This window comes from Nocardia jejuensis NBRC 103114 (assembly GCF_001613145.1).
GTDB classification, from domain to species: domain Bacteria; phylum Actinomycetota; class Actinomycetes; order Mycobacteriales; family Mycobacteriaceae; genus Nocardia; species Nocardia jejuensis.
Map to the genome: position 1 here is coordinate 38,401 of NZ_BDBU01000042.1, position 22,969 is coordinate 61,369.

At 70.9% G+C, this 22,969-nt stretch carries 2 protein-coding genes (1 of these 2 cut by a window edge); both read right to left on the reverse strand.

The window, feature by feature from the left end; genetic code table 11:
- On the reverse strand, positions 1-18,960 hold the full coding sequence (locus tag NJ1_RS28470; RefSeq protein WP_067699931.1) for a non-ribosomal peptide synthetase: 18,960 nt from the start codon (positions 18,958-18,960) through the stop codon (positions 1-3).
- Positions 18,960-22,969: the final stretch of a non-ribosomal peptide synthetase gene (locus NJ1_RS28475; RefSeq protein ID WP_245717619.1), read on the reverse strand. The gene runs 7,450 nt beyond the window's last position; only the last 4,010 of its 11,460 coding nucleotides appear in the window; the start codon falls outside the window, past its right edge; it ends in the stop codon at positions 18,960-18,962. The genes NJ1_RS28470 and NJ1_RS28475 overlap by 1 nt, the downstream gene beginning before the upstream one ends.

A 22,969-nucleotide genomic window follows, 5' to 3' on the forward strand; every position in this document is an offset into this window, starting at 1 on the left:
CTACCTGTTATCCGTCCTTCTGCGCGTGGCATTGAGAACCCGGGTGACCTGAGCCAGGGAATCCGGGGACGCCATCTGCCAGTGCGTGGCCTGGACCGCGAAGCTCAGCACGCGGCCGTCGATCACATCGGTCCAGCCGGACACGCCGATCGATCCACTCGGATCATCATGGGCCGCAGCGAAATAGAGCAGCGTGCCCTTGAAGCGGCGCGGCCGGTACCGGGCGATCAGACCCAGCGAGGCGACACCGGAGTCGATGATCCGCGCCACCTGCTCCGCACTCACCGACGCGAACGGCTCCGGCAGCGCCGACAGGCGTTCGGCCAGCGCCGCCGGTTCCAGATCCGCGTCCGTCAGCTCGACGTCGCCGAGCAGGCCGCCCAGCAGCTCGGCCACCGGAATGCGCACCGGCGCTGCGTCATCCACGTCCTCGGCGTCCAGCGAGCTGTCCAGCATGGCCAGGGTCTCGATCTCCTGCCCCTGCTCCTGCAGCAGCACCGCCACCGCGTGCGCGATCACGCCGCCGAGCGACCAGCCCAGCAGATGGTACGGCCCCTCGGGCTGCACCGCGCGGATCTCCTCGACGTAGCGGCGTGCCCAGTCCTCGATCGAATCCGGCAGCGGCACATCCGATCCCAGTGTCGGGGACTGCAGACCGTAGATCGGCCGGTCCTCGTCGAGACCGGCGGCCAAGCCCGCGAACGACCACGCCACACCACCGACGGGATGGATGCAGAACAGCGGCGCACCGGAACCGTGCGGGCGCAGCGGCAGCAGCACCTCGAACGCGGCGCTCATATCGAGCGCACCCGCGGCCCTCGTCAATTCGACCACGATCGCGGCCGGGCTCGGTGCGGTGAACAGCAGCACCACCGGCACCCGCTGCCCGAGTTCGGCACTCAGTTCCGCGGCCAGCCGCACCGCGATCAGCGAGTTGCCGCCGAGCTCGAAGAAATTGTCGTCCAGGCCGACCGCTTCCCGTTCCAGCACCGTCTCGAAGGCACGGCAGACCGTGGACTCCAGTTCGGTTGCCGGGGAGCGGAATTCACGCGGGGCGAACTCCGGCTCCGGCAGCGCCTCGCGATCGAGCTTGCCGTTGGCGTTCAGAGGCAGCTCGTCGAGCACCACGAACGCCGAGGGCACCATGTACGAGGGCAGGCGGTCCGACAGGGCCGCGCGCACCAGGGCCGGATCCAGCTCGGTCCCGACGAGGTAGGCGACCAGGCGATCGGACTTGGCCAGCACCGCGACCCGGTCGAGGCCGGGCTGGGCCAGCAGCGCCGCCTCGATCTCGCCGAGCTCGATCCGGAAACCACGGATCTTCACCTGGAAGTCGGTGCGGCCCCGGTATTCCAGCTCCCCGGAGGTGTTCCAGGCCACCAGGTCACCGGTGCGGTACATCCGCTCCCCCGGCTCGAACGGGTTGGCCACGAAGCGATCCGAGGTCAGGTCGGCACGACCGAAGTAGCCGCGCGCGAGCTGCGCACCGGACAGATACAGCTCACCGGAGACCCCGGCGGGCACCGGGCGCAACCGCGCGTCGAGTACGTACACCCGGCTGTTCCACTCCGGCGCGCCGATCGGCACGGACAGCTGATCCGCCGCGGTGACATGGTGATTCGTGATCGACACCGCGGCCTCGGTCGGGCCGTACAGGTTGAACAGCGCCGCACGCGGATGGCTGCGGCGGAACCGCTGCGCCACCGCCGCGGGCAGTGCCTCGCCGATGGCCAGCACGCGGCGCAGCGGCGGGGCGGGCATATCCGCTCCGGCGGTGAGCAGCGCGTCCAGCATGGACGGGACGGCGTGCAGGGTGGTGACGGCCTCGCGGACCATCAGGTCGTTGAGATAGTCGGGATCGCGATGCCCGTCGGGAGTCGCGATGATCAGCCGGCCGCCCGAGACCGCGGCGGACCAGAACTCCCAGACCGAGAGGTCGAAGGTCGCCGGGGTCTTGAGCAACGCCGCGTCGTTCGCGCCGAGCCCGAATTCCGCCGTCTTCCACTGCAATTGGTTGGCGATGGCGCCGTGCGGGACGGTCACGCCCTTGGGGCGGCCGGTCGAGCCGGAGGTGAAGATCACGTACGCGGCGTGGTCCGGACGCAGCGGGACGCGGCGTTCGGCATCGGTGACCGGCGCGGACGAGTAGCCCGACAGCACGCCGCCCTGAGCCTGCAGCAGGTCCACGCGGACCTGTGCGGTGTCGAGCGGCAGATCGGCGCCGGCGGTCAGGACCGTCACCGGATCGGCCGCGCCCAGGATGTATTCGATGCGATCGGCGGGCTGATCCGGATCGATGGGCAGGTACACCCCGCCCGCGGCCGAGACCGCGTACATGGCGACCACCAGGTCCACCGAGCGGCGCACCGCGAGACCGACCCGGTCCTCCGGGCCGACACCCATCGAGATGAGATGCCGGGCCAGGCGGTTCACCCGGGCCCCGAGTTCGCCGTAGGTCAGCTGCACGCGCTCCGCGCCATCGCTCACCAGCGCGATCCGGCCCGGGGCGGCGGCGACCGCCCGGTCCAGCAGCGCGGGCAGGGTGGCCGCGACGTCGACCGCGTGCCCGGTGTCGTTCCAGGAGTGCAGGATTCGCTTGCGCTCCGAGACCGAGAGCAGCTCGTAATCGCCCACCGGGACCTCGGGGGTCAGCGCCGCGATATTGAGGATCTGCCGCAGGCGGCCGACGAACCCGGCGGCGGTGGCCTCGTCGTACAGGGCCGTCGAGTAGGTCAGCGAGGCGGTGAGCCCGTCCGGGGCGCCGTCGGCGGTGTAGCGATCCGCGATCACCAGGTGCAGGTCGAACTGCGAGATGGTGGTCTCGAAATCGGCTGCGCCGATGCGCAATCCGGCCAGCTCCAGTTCGGGCGTCTCGGTGTTGTTGAAGGAGAAGCCGACCTGGAACAGCGCGTGGCGCGCGGTCGAGCGCACCGGGTCCAGCGCCTCCACGAGGCGTTCGAACGGCACGTCGGCGTGCGAGAGCGCGGCCAGATCGGCCTCGCGCACCCCGGCCAGCAGCCCGGCGAAATCGGCCGCCGAATCCACCCGGGTGCGCAGCACCAGCGTGTTGACGAACATGCCGACCAGATCGTCCAGAGCGTCCTCGCCCCGGCCCGCGACCGGCGTGCCGACCGCGATGTCGGTGGTGCCGGAGAGCCGGGCCAACAGCAGTGCCCAGGCCGCGTGCACCACCATGAAAAGCGTTGCGCCATTGGCGCGTCCGAGCTTGACCAGTCGATCGTGCAGATCCGGGTCGAGGTCGAACTCCACCGAGCCGCCCTCGGTCGAGAGCACCGGCGGGCGCGGGCGATCGGACGGCAGTTCCAGCTGATCGGGCAGTCCGGCCAGCGCCTCGCTCCAGAAGGCCAGCTGCCGCGAGAGCAGCGAATGCGGATCGTCCTGGGTGCCCAGGCGAGCCCGCTGCCACACCGCGTAGTCGGCGTACTGGACCGGCAGCGGCGTCCACGCCGGAGCGACTCCGGCCTGACGGGCGGCGTAGGCGGTCATGACGTCGCGGGCCAGCGGGGCCATCGACGCACCGTCGCCGGCGATGTGATGCACGACCACGACCAGCACGTATTCGTCCGTGGTGTCCGCGACCGCGAACAACCGCCCGCGCAGCGGCACGGCGGTGGTCACGTCGAAACCGGCCGAGACGAATTCGGTGACGACGCCGTACAGGTCGGCGGTCTCGACCGGAACCGGGGTGAGCGAGGGCAGCTCCACCTCCCCGGCGGGCAGGATCACCTGCACCGGACCGGAATCGGTGAGCGGGTAGACCGTGCGCAGGACCTCGTGTCGCGCAACGAGATCCGCCATGGCGGCCTCGAGCGCGGGGATGTCCAGCGCGCCGGTGAGGCGGATCGCCATCGGCATGTTGTAGGCCGAGGAATCCCCGTCGAAGCGGTTCAGGAACCACATGCGCTGCTGCGACAGCGACAGCGGCACCGGACCGTCCCCGGTGCGCGGCAGCAGCGGCGGCGAGATGTACAGCTGCGCGGCCTCCGCGTCCACGGTCGCGGACAGGGCCGCCACCGTCGGGTGCTCGAAGACGGTGCGCATGGCGACCTCGACGCCCAACCGGCCGGTGAGCCGGGCCGAGAGTTTCACCGCGCTGAGCGAATTGCCGCCGAGGGCGAAGAAGTCGTCGTCCAGGCCGACGCGTTCCGCGCCGAGCAGCTCGGCGATGGTCTCGGCCACGGCCAGTTCCACCTCCGACTCCGGTGCGCGGAACGCCGCGGTGCGGAAGACCGGCTCCGGCAGGGCCTTTCGGTCCAGCTTCGCCATCGGGGTGAGCGGGACCGCGTCGATCACCATGATCACGGCCGGGACCATGTAGGAGATCAGCGAGCGACCCGCGAAGGCCCGCAGCTCCTCCGGGTCCACGACCCGGCCGGGAGCGGGCACCACGTAGGAGACCAGCGAGACATCCCCGCTGCGCCCGGTGTGGCCGATGGTGACCGCGAAATCGACGTTCTCGTGCGCGATCAGCGCCGAGTCGATCTCGCCGAGCTCGATGCGCAGGCCGCGCACCTTGACCTGATCGTCGGAGCGGCCCAGGTACTCCAGGGTCGGCTCGCTCTGCCCTTCGATCGGGTTGCGCACCCAGCGCACCAGGTCGCCGGTGCGGTACAGCCGGCCGCCGGGCTCGCCGTACGGATCGGCGACGAAGCGGTCGGCGGACAGCGCCGCGCGGCCGTGGTAACCGCGGGCCAGGCCCGGGCCGCGCAGGTACAGCTCGCCCGCGGCGCCGTCCGGCACCGGCCGCAGCCGGGTGTCGAGCACGACGGCGGACTGGCCGTTCACCAGATCGCCGAGCACCACGCGCCCGTTGGGGCGCAACGGGAAACTCTGGTGGCTGATGATGGTGATCTCGGTCGGGCCGTAGCCGTTGTACAGCTCACGGGTGCCGCCCCAGCGATCCACCAGGTCCTGACCGAAGCCCTCGCCGCCGACGATCAGATACGGCATGCCGCGCAGGGTGTCGGGGTCGAGGGTGTTGATCACGGCCGGGGTGAAGACGCCGTGCGTGACGCCCTCGGACTCGATCAGTTCCTTGAGCTCCACGCCGCCGATGATCTCGACCGGCGAGACCACCAGCGCCGCGCCGACCGGCAGCGCCATCAGCAGCTCCAGGATATTGGCGTCGAAGCTGGGCGAGGTGCGGTGCAGCACACGGGAACTGGACGTGGTCGGCGAGTGATCGTGATGCACGGCCGCGATGCCGATGATGCCGGCGTTGCCGACCACCACGCCCTTGGGGCGACCGGTCGAGCCGGAGGTGTAGACCATCCACGCCGCGTTGTCGGTGTGCACGGGGCGCACCAGTTCCCCGGCGGCGATCCGGTCGCCGGGCAGCGCGGCCAGGCGCGCGCCGATCTCGGGATCGTCCAGCACCACCCACATGTCGCCGGGCAGCCGGTCGGCGTACTCGGCGATCGTGATGCCGATGGCCGCACCGGAATCGGACAGCATGAAGCCGATCCGGTCGGCGGGATAGGTCGGGTCCACCGGCAGGAAGGCCGCACCGGTCTTGGCGACCGCGAACAGCGCCACCACCGATTCCACCGAGCGCGGCACCGACAGGGCCACGAAATCCTCCGCGCCGACGCCGTATTCGATGAGCAGGCGGGCCAGTCGCGAGGACCGCTCGTCCAGCTCCCGGTAGCTCACGTGCTCACCGCGATGGATGAGCGCGGGCGCGGCGGGATCCAGATCCACCGCGGCGTGCAGGATCTCGGCCAGACTCCGCGGACGCAGCGCGGCCGGACCGCGGCGGGCCAGGATGGCGGCCTGCTCACCCGGGGACAGCACGTCGATGCTGCCGACGGTGCGATTCGGATCCTCGGTCACGGTGCCCAGCACGCGGCCGAAGCGGCGCAGCAGATCCCGGGCCGTCGACTCGTCGTACAGGTCGGTGGCGTAGACGATCTCGACCATCAGGTTGCCGTCGGAGTCGAGCTCCTCCCCGACCGAGAAGGTCAGATCGAACTTGGCGACGGTGTCGTCGAATTCGACGGGCTCGAGCACCAGGCCGGGTACGGCGTGGGTGCCCGAATCCAGGTCGAGGTAGTTCAGCGTCACCGTGAACAGCGGATGCCGGGACTGATCGGCGGTCACCCCGAGGGCGTTGACCACCTGCTCGAACGGCACCGTGGCATGCGCGAACGCGGCCAGGTCCACCGCGCGGCTCTCGGTCAGCAGTTCCGCGAAAGTCCGGTCCAGCGACGGGCGGGTCCGCAGCGCCAGGGTGTTGACGAACATGCCGACCAGACCGTCCAGGACCGGTTCGTCACGACCGACCACGGGGGTGCCGATCGCGATGTCGTCGGTGCCCGACAACCGGGCCAGCAGCGTCGCGAGCGCGGCGTGCAGCACCATGAACGGCGTCGCGTGATGCCGGGTGGCGATCTCGCGCAGGCGTTCTCCGACGCCGCCGCCGATCCGGCCGCGCACCACCGCGCCTCGGTAGGAGGGCACCGGCGGGCGCACCCGGTCGACCGGCAGGGTCAGCTCGTCCGGCAGTCCGGTGAGCGTTTCACGCCAGTAGTCCAGTTCGGACTCCCCGACGGCGTCGAGCACCTCGCGCTTCCACAGCGCGTAGTCGGCGTACTGCACCGGCAGCGGTTCCCAGCCCGGGGCGACGCCCGCGGCGCGGGACAGGTAGGCCACGATCACGTCGCGCAGCAGCGGATCGGTCGACGCGCCGTCTCCGGCGATGTGGTGCAGGACCGCGACGAGCACGTGACTGGACTCGGACTCGCGCAGCAGCATCGCGCGCAGCGGCAGTTCGCCGGTGACGTCGAACCCGGCGGCGGCGAACTCGTAGAAGCGCGAGACCACCGAACCGTCCACCGTTTCGGTGGGCAGGTCGATGACGGTCTCGGGCGGCAGGATCACCTGGTGCCCTTCGCCTTCGGCGTCCATCGGGTAGATGGTGCGCAGCACCTCGTGCCGGGCCGTCACGTCGGCCAGGGCCGCGCGCAGGGCGTCGTGATCGAGGTCGCCGAGCAGGCGCACCGCGAACGGGATGTTGTAGGCGGGCGAGGCCGGATCCAGGCGGTTCAGCAGCCAGATCCGAGTCTGGGCCGCGGACAACGGGATTCGCTCCGGCCGCTCCCCCGCGATCAGCGCGGGCAGCGTGCGGCTCGCGGCTCCGGTGATGTGGCGGGCCAGTTCCGCGACGGTCGGGGCCTCGAACACCGCCCGGACGCCGAGCTCACGGCCGAAGGCCGCGTTGATCCGGGCCACCAGCCGCATGGCCAGCAGCGAGTTGCCGCCGCGCTCGAAGAAGTCGTCGTCCGCGCCGATCGGCGCACCGCCGAGCAGCTCGCTCACGATCTCGGCCAGCATGGCCTCCGCACCCTCCCGAGGTGCGCGGAAAGCCGTTGCGGCGGCAGTGAACTCGACCTTCGGCAGCGCCGCGCGGTCGAGCTTGCCGACGCTGGTGCGCGGCATGTCCGCGAGCACCACCAGGTGCGCGGGGACCATGTAGGCGGGCAGCATGGCGCGGGCGTGCGTCAGCAGCGCATCCGCGGAAAGGTCGGTGCCCGAGACATATCCGACCAGGCATTCGGTGCCCGCGGTATCGCGATCGAGCAGGACGGCGGCGTTGGCGACGCCGCCGCCGGCCAGCAGGGCCGCCTCGATCTCGCCCAGCTCGATCCGCTGACCGCGCAGTTTCACCTGGAAGTCGTTGCGGCCCAAGTAGACCAGGTTGCCGTCACGATTCCATCGGACCAGGTCGCCGGTGCGGTACATGCGGGCGCCGGGGACCCCGAACGGGTCGGCGACGAAGCGTTCGGCGGTGAGCGCGCCGCGATCCTGGTAGCCGCGGGCCAGCTGATCACCGGCCAGGTACAGCTCGCCGATCACGCCGGTCGGCACCGGATGCATCCGCGCGTCCAGCACGTAGGACCGGGTGTTCCAGTTCGGCAGGCCGATGGCGACCTCGTAATCCGGGTCGGCGTCGGTGAATTCGTGATAGATCGCCGAGATCGCGGCCTCGGTCGGACCGTAGGCGTTGTGCACCGCGCCGCCGACGTGCGTGCGCAGCGCGCCGAGCAGCTCCGCGGGCAGCGCCTCACCACCGGTGTGCAGATGCCGGAACGAGCGCAGCGAGTCGCCGTGTCCCTCGGCCACCAGGGCCGCGAGCACCGACGGCACGTGCTCGGCGATGGTGACGCCGTGCTCGCGCATGCGATGGGCCAGGTAGTTCAGGTCCAGGTGCCCGCCCGGGCGCAGCAGCGCCAGCGGCGCACCGGTCAGCGCGGGCAGGAAGCACTCCCACACCGAGACGTCGAAGGCCAGCGGCGCGCGCTGCATGATGCGGTCCGCGCCGGTCACCTCGTAGCGATTCTCGAGCCAGCGCAGCTGATTCATGATGGCGCGGTGGCTGGTGCCGACGCCCTTGGGCTTACCGGTCGAGCCGGAGGTGAACAGCACATAGGCCAGGTTGTCCGGGCGCACGGGGCACACGCGTTCCCCGGCCGCGATGGGCTCGGCCGAGAACTCCGAGGTGTCGAGCGCGGCGATGTCCACGGTGTGCACGCCGTAGAGCTCCGGCACGGTGGCCCCGCCGACCGCGAGCACCAGCCAGGCGTCGGAGGTGGTCAGCACGTGCGCGATGCGGTCGGCCGGATGCGCCGGATCGACCGGGACGTAGGCCGCGCCCGCATTGGCGACGGCGTAGAGGGCGACCATCATGTCCAGGCTGCGCTCGGCGGTGATGCCGACGATGTCGTCCGGGCCGATGCCCTCGCGAATCAACCAGCGCGCCAGGCGATTCGCCCGCTCGGCCAGCTGGGACCAGGTCATGGTCGCGCCGTCGAGTTCCACGGCGACGGCGACGCCGTCGGTCGCGGCCCGGCGATCGAGCAGATCGGCCAGGGTCTCCTCGGGCAGGGCCATGGCGGTGGCATTGCGATCGGACAGCAGCCGGCCGCGTTCGGCCACCGACATCAGCTCCAGTTCGCCGACGGTCAGGCGCGGATCGGCGATCAGCGCCCGCAGCACCCGCTCGTACCAGGCCAGGAAGTCGGCGATGGTCTCGGCGTCGAAGAGATCGGTGGCGTAGTGCAGATGGACGTCGATCCCGGCGGGCTCACCGTCCTCGTGCCGATCGCTGAGGGTCCAGTCCTGATCGAACTGGATCGGCAGCACCCCGGCGTCCAGACTGGCGATGGACAGCCCGCGCAGCTCGAACTGCGGCTGCGCCATGTTCTGCATGGTGAAACCGACCTGGTAGATCGGCGAATGCGACTGGGAGCGCACCGGATTCAGCGCGTCCACCAGGGTCTCGAACGGCACGGCGGCGTGGTCGAAGGCCGCCAGGTCCGCATCGCGCACCCGGTCCAGCACCTCCGAGAGCCGGGCCCCGGCGGGCACCGGGGTGCGCAGCGCCAGGGTGTTGACGAACATGCCGACCAGCTCGTCGAGCGCCTGATCACCGCGTCCGGCCACCGGGGTGCCGACCACGATGTCCTCGGTTCCGGACACCCGGGCCAGCAGTACGGCCAGCGCGGTGTGCAGCACCATGAACGGGGTCACCCGGTTGGCGGCCGCGAATTCGACCACGGCGGCGTGCAATCGGGCATCGAGCACCGCGGTGCCCGCTCCCGCGCGGTTGGAGTGCACGGCCGGGCGCGGCCGGTCGGTGGGCAGGGCCAGCACGTCCGGAGCACCGGCCAGTCCGCGCTCCCAGAAGCGCAGCTGACGGGCCAGCACCGAGGTCAGCTCGTCGGGCGAACCCAGCGAATCACGCTGCCAGATGGCGTAATCGGCGTACTGCACCGGCAGGTCGGTCCAGCGCGGCGCGGTATCGGCGCAGCGCGAGACGTAGGCCTGGGCCAGATCCCGGGTCAGCGGGGCCAGCGACCAGCCGTCCGCGGCGATGTGATGGATGACGATCAGCAGCACGTGGGTGCTGGGCTCGTCCGCGACGCGCAGCAGTCGCACCCGCAGCGGCACCTCGGCGGTGACGTCGAAGACCGTGCGGGCCAAGCTTTCCGCCAGGGCGGGCAGCTCGGCGGCATCCACCGGCTGCGGCTCCAGGTCCACCAGGCGGGTGCCCGCGGGCAGCACCACCTGACGGGCCACGCCGTCGTGTTCGGGGTACAGCGTGCGCAGGGTCTCGTGCCGGTCGATCAGGTCGCCGACCGCGGCGCGCATGGCGTCCACGTTCAGGGTTCCGGTCAGCCGCAGGGCGAAGGGCAGGTTGTATCCGCCACCGGCGGCGTCGAAGCGGTTCAGGAACCACATGCGCTGCTGGGAAATGGACAGCGGGACGACATCGCCGCGCTCCTGCGGAACGACCGGCGGCAGTGCCGCGCCGGTGTCTCCGGCATCGGCCAGGGCGATCAGGCGCGCGGCCAGCTCCCGCACCGTCGAGGCGTCGAAGACGGCGCTCAGCGGCACCGCCAGGCCGGTGGCCTTGGACAGGCGCGCGACCAACTGGGTGGCGATGAGCGAATTGCCGCCGCGGGCGAAGAAGTCGTCCCCCGCGCCGACCTGTTCCAGGCCCAGCAGTTCCGCCACGACGGTGGCGACCAGAATCTCCGAATCCCCGGTGGGCTCGGCGAATTCGGCGGCCTCGAAGGTCGGTTCGGGCAGCGCCCGGCGATCGAGTTTGCCGTTCGAGGTGACCGGCATGGCGGGCAGCACCAGGAAGATGGCGGGCACCATGTACGCGGGCAGTCGCTCGGACAGCCCGGCGCGCAGCGCCTCGGTATCGATGCCGGTGGACGGCCCGGCCACCAGGTAGGCGACCAGCACCTCGCCCGCGTGCGGAACCGAGCGCACCAGCACCGCGGCCTGCGCGACGGACTCGTGCGCGGTGAGCGCGGCCTCGATCTCGCCGAGCTCGATCCGCAGCCCGCGCAGCTTCACCTGGAAGTCGGTGCGGCCCAGGTATTCCAGCTCGCCGTCCGCGGTCCACTTGACCAGGTCGCCGGTGCGGTACATGCGCGCGCCGGTCTCGAAGGGGTTGGCCACGAACCGATCCGCGGACAGGTCGGGGCGCGCGACATAGCCGCGAGCCAGCTGCGCGCCCGCCAGGTAGAGCTCGCCCGGCACGCCCGCGGGGACCGGGCGAAGGTTCGAATCCAGCACGTAGACAGCGGTGTTGAAGACCGGACGTCCGATCGGGACGGTCACCGTGTCGGCCTCGGTCACCCGGTGGTGGGTGACGTCCACGGCGGCTTCGGTCGGGCCGTACAGGTTGTGCACCTCGGCTCCGGTCAGCGCGCGCAGGCGCTGCGCGGGAGCGGCGCCCAGCGCCTCACCCGAGGCGAAGACCATGCGCAGACTCGTCTCCTGGTCCGTGGGCGCGGAGCCGGACTCCAGCTCGCTCACGTACACCTCGAGCATGGAGGGCACGAAGTGCGCGACCGTCACGCCCTCGCGGGCGACGATCGCGGCGAGGTACGCCGGATCGCGGTGTCCCTCCGGACGGGCGATGGCCAGGCGCGCGCCGACCCGAGCGGGCCAGAAGAACTCCCACACCGAGACGTCGAAGGTCGAGGGCGTCTTCTGCAGGACCACATCGGCCGGGCTCAGGCCGTACTCGGCCTGCATCCAGACCAGACGGTTGACGATGGCGGCGTGCGAAACCGCGACACCCTTCGGGCGGCCGGTCGAACCGGAGGTGAAGATGATGTACGCGGTGTGGGACGGGTGCAGCGCGGCGCGCCGATCCGCGTCGGTGAGCGGAGCCGGTGAGTAGCCGGACAGGTCCACGCCCGCGTCCGCGTCGATGCGCAGCTCCCGCACGCCGAGGGTTCTCACGTCCAGCTCTCCGGCCGGGCCGGTCTCGCCGGAGGTGAGAACGCAGGCGGGAGAAGCGGTGTCGAGGATGTAGCGGATGCGCTCGATCGGGTGATCCAGGTCCAGCGGTACGTACGCGCCGCCCGCCGCGACCACGGCGTACATGCCGATCACCAGATCCAGCGAGCGCCGCATGCCCAGGGCCACCGGCACATCGGGGCCGACGCCCTGCTCGACGAGGTGGCGGGCCAGTCGGTGCACCCGGTCGGCGAACTCGCCGTAAGTCAGACTCGTCCCCTCGAAGCTGAGCGCGACCGCGTCGGGGGTGGCGGCGACGGTCTGCTCGAACTGCGACAGCAGGGTGTGCGAGGCGTCCACCTCGGCGGCGGTCTCGTTCCAGGTGCGCAGCACCAGTTCCCGTTCCGCCGCGTCGAACAGGTCGACATCGCCGACCCGGATCGCGGCGTCACCGGCGACCGCCCGCAGCAGTCGCTGCCAGCGGGCCAGGAAGGAGGTGACGGTGTTCTCCCCGAACAGCTCGGTCGCGAAGCGCAGGGCTCCGCCCAGCTCGCCGTCCCGCCCGTCCTCGATCACCAGTTGCAGGTCGAACTTGGCGGTCGGATCGGTGAGCGGAATCGGATTCAGGGTCAGGCCCGGGAGCGCCAATTCCGTGATCGCACCGGCACTTTCGCCGTAGCTGAGCATTACCTGGAAGAGCGGATGCGCACCGGTGTCGCGATCGGTGACCAACTCGTCGACGATCTGCTCGAACGGCAGATCGGCATTGGCGAAGGCGGCCAGATCGGCCGCGCGCACGGCGGCCAGCAGCTCCGCGAAGGTGTCGCCCGTGTCCACGCGGGTGCGCAGCGCCAGGGTGTTGACGAACATGCCGATCAGATCGTCGAGTTCGCGTTCGCCGCGACCGCCGACCGGGGTGCCGATGACGATGTCATCGGTACCCGTGAGCCGGGCCAGGGTGGCGGCGAAGCTCGCGTGCACGACCATGAACAGGGACGAGCCGTGCTCGCGGGCCAGGGCGCGCAGTCCGGCGGCCACCTCGGCCGGAACGGTGAAATCGACCGCGCCGCCGGTGTTCCGGGGCTGAGCGGGGCGCTGGCGGTCGGCCGGCAGGGCCAGCTGGGCGGGGGCGCCCGCGAGCGTATCGCGCCAGAACTCGAGCTGCTGATGGGCGAGATCGCCCGGGGTCGTCGCGGATCCGAGCACCTCGCGCTGCCAGAGGCTGTAGTCGGCGTACTGGACCGCGAGCGGCGCCCAGCCGGGCTCGTCTCCGGTCAGGCGAGCGTGATAGGCGGACATCAGATCGGTGATCAGCGGCCGCAGCGAGAGCGCGTCCGCGGCGATGTGGTGCACGACCACCACCAGCACGTACTCGTCGGCCGCAGGCTCGTCCGCATCCTGGTCGAGCACCAGAAGCGCTATGCGCGACGGCAATTCGGAGGTCACGTCGAACGGAGCCTGCGCGATGCCGGTGACCGCCGCGATCACCTCGTCCTGACGCACCGGCACCGGGCTCAGGCTCAGGCCGACCTCGGCGGCGTCCAGCAGGTGCTGGTACGGGCCGGTCTCGTCCGACGGGTAGGAGGTGCGCAGGGAGTCGTGACGGGCCAGCACATCCAGGACCGCCGCCTCGAGCGCGGTGACGTCCAGCGTGCCGGTCAGTCGCAGCACCAGCGGCATGTTGTAGAGGCTCGGGCCGTCCTGCTCGTTCTCCAGCCGGTTCAGGAACCAGAGCCGCTGCTGGGCGGGCGAGAGCGGCACCCGGTCCGGCCGCGGGAGGGCGAGCAGCGCCGGACGCGGCGCGGCGCTCTCGAGCAGACCGACCGCGGCGGCGAAGCCCGCCACGGTGCCCGCCTCGAACAGCACCCGGACCGGAACGCGCACGCCCAGTTCGGCTCCCGTGCGCGCGGTCACCTGGGTGGCGAGCAGCGAGCTGCCGCCCAGGGCGAAGAAATCGTCGTCCAGGCCGACCCGGGGCAGTCCGAGCACCTCGCCGAAGACCCGGGCGACCACGCGCTGCGCGGCATCCACCGGAGCGCGGAATCGCTTGGCGGCCAACACCGGAACCGGCAGGGCCCCGCGATCCAGCTTCCCGCTGGTGCCGATGGGGAACTCGGTCAGCTCGACCACGGCGGTCGGGACCATATAGGACGGCAGCAGGCGGGTGAGCCGCTCGCGCAGGCCCGCGGCATCGAGTTCGGTTCCCTCGCCGCGGATCACGTAACCGGCCAGATAGTCGCCGGTGTCGGCGGTGATCAGCCGCACGGCCGCCTGCGCCACCTCGGGCAGGCTCAGCAGGGCGCTCTCGATCTCGGCCAGTTCGATGCGCTGACCCCGGAACTTGATCTGGAAATCGATGCGGCCGAGATAGGCCAGCTCGCCGTCCGCGGTCCACTTCACCAGGTCACCGGTGCGGTACATGCGCGCACCCGCGCGGGCGGCGAAGGGGTTCGCCACGAAGCGATCGGAGGTGAGGTCGGCGCGACGGTAGTAGCCGCGCGCCAGTTGCACACCGGCCAGGTACAGCTCACCCGGCACCCCGATCGGGGCCGGGCGCAGCCGCGAATCCAGCACGTAGACCTGGGTGTTCCACTCCGGTTCGCCCATCGGCACGGCGGGGGTCAGATCGTCGGCCTCGCGGTAGGTGACGGTGACGGCGGCCTCGGTCGGGCCGTAGAGGTTGTGCAGGGTGGCGTCGCAGACCGCTCGGAAGGCGGTGACCGTCTCCACCGGGAACGCCTCACCGGCGACGAAAACCTCACGCAGCGAGTCGAGTTCGCCCGCCTCGGCGTGCGCGGCGAACACCGAGAGCATGGACGGCACGAAGTCGGTGAGCGTGACGCTGTGCGCGGCGATGGTTTCCGCCAGATAGCGGGCGTCGCGATGGCCGTCGGGGGTGGCCAGCACCATGATCGCGCCGACTCGCAGCGGCAGGAAGTATCCCCACAGCGAGACGTCGAAGGTGCTGGGCGTCTTCTGCAGGTAGACATCGGTGCGGCCGATGCCGTATTCGGCCTGCATCCAGGCCATCTGGTTGGCGATGGCGCGGTGACTCACGGCCACGCCCTTGGGCGTGCCGGTGGAGCCGGAGGTGAACAGCACGTACGCGGGATGCTCGGGCTGCAGGGTCGCCCGGCGTTCCCGATCGGTGATCTTGCTCGCGGCGTACTCCGACAGATCCAGATCGTCCAGGCGCAGCAGCGGGGCGATCTCGGTGCCGAAACCGTCGGACGCCGTGGTGAGCACCAGCTTCGGGGCCGCGGTGTCCAGCACGGTGGCGATGCGCTCGGCCGGATGGCTCGGGTCGACCGGCACGTAGGCGCCGCCGGCACGCAGCACCGCGTACATGGCCACGACCAGGTCCACCGAACGCGCCATGGCGAGCACGACCAGCGATTCCGGGCCGACGCCCTCGGCGATCAGCCGGCGGGCCAGGCGGTTGGAACGCTCGGACAGCTCCAGGTAGGTCAGGGACAGCTCGCCCGAGATCAGCGCGGTGGCGTTCGGGGTGCGCTGGACCTGTGCGTCGAATCCCGCGTGCAGCAGGGTGTCCGAGACCTTCGCGCCGGTGGCGTTCCAGCTCTCGAGCACGTAGTCCAGCTCACCCGCGTCCAGCAGCGCGATATCGCCGACCGCGCGATCGGCGTCCGCGGTGGCGGCGCTGAGCAGGCGCAGGAACTTGGCCGCGAACTCGCGGACCGTGGCTTCGTCGAACAGATCTGTGGCGTAGGTGAATTCGACGCGATAGGCCGAATCCTGCTCGATCACGGTGAGGTTCAGATCGAACTTGGCGAACGCCAGGTCGAAGTCGACCAGTTCGGCGTTCATGCCCGGCAGCGCGAGCGAACTCGCGCCGAGGTTCTGCATGAACAGGGCCACCTGGAACAGCGGGTGCCGGTTGCGGGCGCGGACCGGATTGAGCACCTCCACCAGGCGCTCGAAGGGGACGTCGCGGTGCGCGAAGGCGCGCAGATCCCGTTCGCGGGCATGGCTCACCAGCTCGGCGAAGGACTGCTCGCCGCGCACCTGGGTGCGCAGCACCAGGGTGTTGACGAACATGCCGATCAGATCGTCCAGGGCCGCCTCGCCGCGACCCGCGACGGGCGTGCCGATCGCGATATCGGCGGTGCCGGACAGGCGGGCCAGCAGGGCGGCCAGCGCGGCGTGCAGCACCATGAAGGGCGTGGCCCCGCAGCGCACGGCGACCGCGTCGACGGCGGCGCGCAGCTCGGTCGGGATCGACGCCTCGAAGGTCGCGCCCCGGTAGCTCGCGTCCGCCGGGCGGGGACGGTCGGCGGGCAGATCCAGCTGTGCGGGTAGGTCGGCGAGTTCGGCTGTCCAGAAAGCGATCTCGCGAGCCGAGAGCGATTCCGGATCGGATTCGGCGCCGAGCAGTTCGCGCTGCCACAGCGCGTAGTCGGCGTACTGCACCGCGAGGGGCTGCCAGCCGGGGGCGGAGCCGGACTGGCGGGCGGCGTAGGCCAGCACCAGATCACGCAGCAGCGGGTTGATCGAGAAGCCGTCCGCGGCGATGTGATGCACCACCAGCACCAGCGCGTGGTCATCGGCGCCCAGGCGTAGCAGTTGTAGTCGTAGCGGAACCTGTTCGGCCACATCGAAACCGCGACCGGCCGCAGCGAAGACCGTCTGCGGCAGCGCCCGCTCGTCCACCTCGACGGGAGTGAGGTCGAATTCCTTGGCGGCGTCGAAATCTCCGGTGGCGCGGATGATCTGGACCGGGCCGTCGGGGGTCTGCGGGTAGTAGGTGCGCAGGATCTCGTGCCGGTCGATCAGATCGGCGACCGCGGCGGCCAGGGCATCGATGTCGAGCGCGCCGCGCAGCCGCAACGCCGCGACCACGTTGTCGACCGCGGACGGGTCGAAGCCGTCCGTCGTTGACTCGATTTCGTTGTGCGCCAAGCGATTGAGGAACCACATGCGCTGCTGCGCGGGTGAGAGCGGGATGGCCTCGGGCCGGGGACCGGCGAGCAACGCGGGGGCGGAACCCGCTGCGACGACGCCGTTCTCGGCCAGCGCGGCCAGGGCCGCGACCCTCGGGCTGTCGAAGAAGTCGCGCACGTCCAGGGCGACGCCGAGCGCCTCTCGGATCCGGGAGATGGCGCGGGTGGCCACCAGCGAGTTGCCGCCCAGGGCGAAGAAGTCGTCGTGCGCGCCGACGCGCTCGACGCCGAGCAGATCGGCGAAGATCGCCGCGACGGCTTCCTCCGCGGGTGTGGCGGGCGCCTGGTAGGCGGTGCTCACCTCGGGGAACACCGGCTCGGGCAGGGCACGCCGCTCCAGCTTCCCGTTGACGCTCAACGGCATCGTCGGCAATTCGACCAGGAGCGCGGGCACCATGTACGCGGGCACGTGCTCACGCACCGCGGCCAGGACCGCGTCGGTGTCGATCCGCTCGCCACGTGCGGGCACCACGTAGCCGACCAGAGCCTGTTCACCGTTGGCGCGGGTGTGCAGCACCACGACCGCCTGCGACACGGCACTGTCGCTCAGCAGCGCGGTCTCGACCTCGCCGAGTTCGATGCGCTGACCGCGCAGCTTGACCTGGAAATCACTGCGGCCCACGAACTCCAGTTCGGCCGCGCCGCCGTCCACACCGGCGACCCAGCGCACCAGATCACCGGTGCGGTACATGCGGTCCCCGGCGGGACCTTCGAGATTGGCCACGAAACGGTCCGCGGTCAGGCCCGGGCGGCCGAAGTAGCCGCGGGACAGCTGCATTCCGGCCAGGTAGAGCTCGCCGACCACACCGGCGGGAACGGGACGCAGATCCTCGTCGAGCACCAGCAGCTCGACGTCGTCGCCGGCGGGACCCAGCGGGATGGAGCCGGTGTCGGCGGCGGTGACCTCGTGGTTGGTGACAGTGACCGCGACCTCGGTGGGGCCGTAGATGTTGTACATCGTCGCGCCGCTGACGCTGCGGAAGTCAGCGGCGGTCGCGGCGGGAAGGACCTCGCCGCCGACATGCACGAAACGGAGCGAATCGGACAGACCCTCGTCCTCCGGGCCGACCTCGGCCATCAGCACCGACAGCATGGACGGCACGAAGAACGCACAGGTGACCTGTGATTCGCGCATCAGGCGCAGCAGGTACTGCGGGTCGCGGTGGCCGTCGGGTCCGGCGATCACCACACGCGCGCCGGACTGCAGCGGCCAGAAGACCTCCCACAGCACCGGGTCGAAGGTGATCGGCGACTTGAACAGCATCACGTCCGAGCTCGAGAGCTGCAGGACCCGCTGCTGCCAGCGGTGCAGGGCCATGATGGCCCGGTGCGGGATGGCCGCGCCCTTGGGGCGGCCGGTGGAGCCGGAGGTGAACAGCACGCACGCGAGGTTGTCCGCACCCGGCTGGAACAGCTCGGGATCCTCGGCCGGGGACAGCAGTCGAGCCGGATCCGCGGCGAGTTCCTTTGCGGTGCGCTCGAATTCGTCGACGCGCAGCACCTGCACCGACGAATCGAACTCGGGCTCGTCGGCGATGGTGGTGAGCACCAGCGCGGGCTGGGACACCTCGAGCACGTAGGCGGTGCGATCGGCCGGGTGATCGGGATCGATCGGCAGGAACGCGCCGCCCGCCTCGAGGACGGCGTACATGCCGACCACCACTTCGACGCACCGGCGCATCGCCACGCCGACCAGCACGTCCGGGCCGACACCCAGCGTGCGCAGGTGCCGCGCGAGAACCGTTGCGCGGGCGGCGAGTTCGGCGTACGTGAACTCGGCGCCCTCGAACTCGAGCGCCACCGCGTCCGGGGTGCGCCGCACCTGGGCGCGGAACTTCGAGGTGAGCGTCTCGACCGGAGCCAGCTTCGGATCGAGCACGTCGGCCGCGGCCTGCACCGCATCGTCGACCAGCGCCTCGAGCACGGCGGTCAGCTCGCCCTCCGCGCCGTCCATGAGCGCGGGCAACTGGCCCGACACCACGACCTGCACCAGCGCCTCGGGCTCCAGCGCGCCGCCCATGGCCTCGCTCAGCACAGCGAGTTCGGCGGCCAGCGCACCGTAGACGATGCTCGCGCCGCCGTGCCGCAGCGCGACCCGCTCGGCGTCCAACTCCGCCACCAGTGGAATCAGACCGGGTAGATCCCCCACCCCGTAAGCGCGTCGCAAGGCCGTGGCGCGGCCGGTTCGGCTGGTAGTGATCGACTCCGCGTAGTGCATCAGAGGATTCCTTCCGACGTGCTTTCCGAGCGAAGAACCAGGGCCTGTGCCTGCTCCGAGAGCGTGCTCAGGACTCGGGCCAGACCCGCCCCGCCGAGGGCGGTCATGATGCCGGGCACCAGCCCGGCGAGTGCGACGTTCACCAGTGCGTCCGGCTTGGCCGCGGCACCCATGGCGCGAGCGGTGACGCCGATCTTGTCGGCGAGCGCGCGGTAGGTGACGGTGTGGTCGCCGTGTGCCAGCGCGACCGAATCGGGATCGATCGCCGCGGCGGCGGCGATCAGGGTCGGCAGGTCGGGCAGGTCCGCGGGCGCGTCCTGACGACGGGTGCGCTCCTGCTCGGTCCGGATGTCGATGGCCCGCAGGGGCGCCGCCGGATCCGCGAGAGCCGCGCGCAGGACCAGCAGCAGTCGCCGAGCCAGCAGGCCGATGGTCTCGGCGCCGAAAATGTCCGTGGCATAACCGAATCGCATGTTCAAGCCCACGACGCGACCGAGCTCGTCACGCCGCTCGATACCGGTGAGCTGCAGATCGAACTTGGCCTCGGACAGCTCCGGTTCGATCGCCTCGATCGCGAGACCGGGCAGTTCGACCGTGCCCGCCGGGATGTTCTGGAAGGCGAGCGCCACCTGGAACAGCGGGGAGACCGAACCGGACCGCGGCCGGCCGTTGGCGGCCAGCACGGCCTCCACCACCCGCTCGAACGGCACGTCGGCCTGAGCGAACGCGGCCAGATCCCGGTCGCGCACCTGCCGCAGCAGATCCAGGAACGAGAGCTTGCCGTCCACCTCGGTGCGCAGCACCACGGTGTTGACGAACATGCCGATCAACTCGTCCAGTGCCCGCTCGCCGCGACCCGCGATCGGCACGCCGATCGAAATGTCGCGCTGGCCCGAGAGTTTGGACAGCAGCACCGCGAACGCCGAGTGCACGACGCCGAACAGGGTGGTGCCGTGCGCGCTCGCGAGCGCCGAGAGCTGCCCGGTGGTGTCGTCGTCGATCTCGAAATCGAGTTCGGCGCCGCGCATCTCGCGCCGCGTGGGACGGGGGCGATCGGTGGGCAGGGCCAGATGATCCGGCGCGGTGGCCAATTCGTCGACCCAGAAGCTCAACTGCCGCGAGAGCAGGCTGGCCGGATCGGTGTCCGAACCCAGCACCGTGCGCTGCCAGGCGGCGAAGTCGCCGTACTGGATCTCCAGCGGGGCCCAGCCGGGCTCCTGTCCGCCGAGCCGGGACAGATAGGCCTGCACCAGATCCCGGGTCATCGGGACCACCGAGTAGCCGTCGGCGCTGATGTGGTGCATGACCACGATCAGCACGTGCTCCTCGGGGGCGAGCTCGAAGAGCCGGATGCGCATCGGCGGGGCCGCCGTGACGTCGAAACCGGCGGTGGCGATCTCGATCAGGCGCTGCTCGATCTCCTCCGGGGACGCCGGGGTCACCGCGAGTTCGGCATTGAGCTCGTCGATACCGAGCACCAATTGCACCGGCTCGCCGTCCTTCTCGGGATAGCGGGTGCGCAGGATCTCGTGGCGGTTCAGCACGTCCCGCAGGGCCGCGGTGAGCGCGGGCACGTCCAGCGTGCCGGACAGGCGGATGGCGGCGGGCACGTTGTAGGCGCCGGAATCGGGATGCAGCCGGTTCACCACCCACATGCGCTGCTGAGCCAGCGACAGCGGAGCCGGGCCGGTATCGGTCCGGCGCGCCAGGGCGGGCAGCAGATCCGCGCGATCGGCGGTGGCCAGCCATTCGGCCAGCTCACCCACGGTCGGGGACTCGAACAGTGCCGCGACCGGAACCCGCACGCCCAGATCCGAACCCAGGCGGGCGGCCAGGCGGGTCGCCATGAGCGAATTGCCGCCCAGTGCGAAGAAGTCCGAGTCCAGGCCGACGAGCTGCGCCTCCGCGCCGCCGATCACCTCGGTGAAGCCCGCGGCGACCGCGCGCTGCAGATCGGTGACCGGTTCCCGGTACACCGCCGCGGCGAAAACCGGCTCGGGCAGCCGGGCCCGGTCCACCTTGCCGTTGGCATTGAGCGGCAGCGCGGGCAGCACCGTGATCGCCGAGGGGACCATGTACTTCGGCAGCGCCGCGGCCAGGGCGGCCCGCAGGGTGACCGAAAGCGCCTCGTGCTGTGCGGAAGTGGCCTCCGGCACGGCGGCATAGGCGACCAGTCGCGCGCCCGCCGCGCCTTCGTGGGCCACCGCGACCGCGGCGCTCACCCCGGACTGCCGCAGCAGCGCGGTCTCGACCTCGCCGAGCTCGATGCGGAAGCCGCCGATCTTGACCTGGAAGTCGGCCCGCTCGACGTATTCGAGGGTGCCGTCGGCGCGCCAGCGCACGATATCGCCGGTGCGGTACATCCGGCCCGGGACGAACGGGTCGGCCACGAAGCGGTCCGAGGTCAGCGCCGGACGGCCGTGATAGCCGCGCGCCAGCTGCTCACCGGACAGGTACAGCTCACCCGGCACGCCGACCGGAACCGGCAGCAGCCGGGAGTCGAGTACGTAGACCCGGCTGTTCCAGGCCGGCGCGCCGATCGGCACGGCCTGCTGGTGCCGGGCGCGCACCTCGAAGGAGGTGATGGACACCGCGGCCTCGGTGGGGCCGTAGAGGTTGAAAAGCCGTGTGTCGCCGTGGCTCCGGTCCAGGAACTCCGCCGCCGTGGTGGCGGGCAGGGCCTCGCCGATGGCGAGGACCGCGCGCACCGAGGCCGGCAGCGCGCCGCCGGTCAGCATCATGCCCAGCAGCGAGGGCACCGGATGCAGGACCGTGACGCCGTGCGCCTCGATCACCGCGCGCAGGCGGTCCGGATCGCGCTCGTCACCGGCGGCGGTCACCACCAGGCTGCCGCCGGAGGTCAGCGGCGACCAGAACTCCCACACCGACAGATCGAAGGTGGCGGGCGTCTTGAGCATCGCGCGATCCGCCGAGCCCAACTCGAAAGTGTCTCGCAGCCAGTGCAACTGATTGACGATGGCGGTGTGCGGGACGGTCACGCCCTTGGGGAGGCCGGTGGACCCCGAGGTGAAGATGACGTACGCCGGATGCTGCGGGCGCAGCGGGCGAATCCGCTCGGCGTCGGAGATCGGCGCGGCGGGCAGGGCGTCCAGGTCGAGCCGGTCCACCTCGAGCACCGGTGCGTCGGTGGCGAAGGAGACGCCGTCGACAAAGGTGCTCAGCACCACGGCCGGAGCGGCCGTGTCCAGGATGTGGGCGATGCGCTCGGCCGGGTGATCCGGATCGATCGGCACATACGCGCCGCCCGCCTTGACCACCGCGTGCATGGCCACCACCAGGTCGATGCCGCGGCGCATGGCCAGCACCACACCTGTCTCCGGGCCGACGCCCTCGGCGATCAGCCGCCGGGCCAGACGATTGACCCGCGCGTCGAATTCCGCGTAGGTGAGCAGGGTTTCATCCGCCGCGTCCAGGACGGCGACCGCGTGCGGCGAGGCCGCCACCTGGGCGTCGATCAGATCCGCGAGGGTGACCGGTGCGAGCGGGTGATCGGTGTCGTTCCAGTCCCGCACGATCCGCCGGCGCAGGTCCGCGCCCAGTAGATCGATATCGCCGACCAACGTTTCCGGCTGCGTCGCAACGGTTTCCAGGACCCGGACCAGGGCCTCGAGCACGTGCTGCGCGGTGGCCTCGGTGAACAGATCGGTCGCGTAGCCCAGCGCGAGCTGCAGGCCGTCGGGTGCACCGGATTCGGCGTAGCGGTCCATCGCGAACAGGTGCAGATCGAATTGCGCGATGTGAGTGTCGAATTCGAGCTCGGACACGGTCAGATCCGGTAGTCGTAGCTCGGCGTGCTCGTAGTTCTGGAAGGACAGGCCGACCTGGAACAGCGGGTGCCTGGCCTGCGAACGGACCGGGTTGAGCACCTCCACCAGACGCTCGAACGGCACGTCCGCGTGCGAGAAGGCGGAGATGTCGCCGGTCCGCACCCGCGCCAGCAGCGCGGTGAACGGCTCGGCGGGCTCGACCTGGGTCCGCAGCGCCAGCG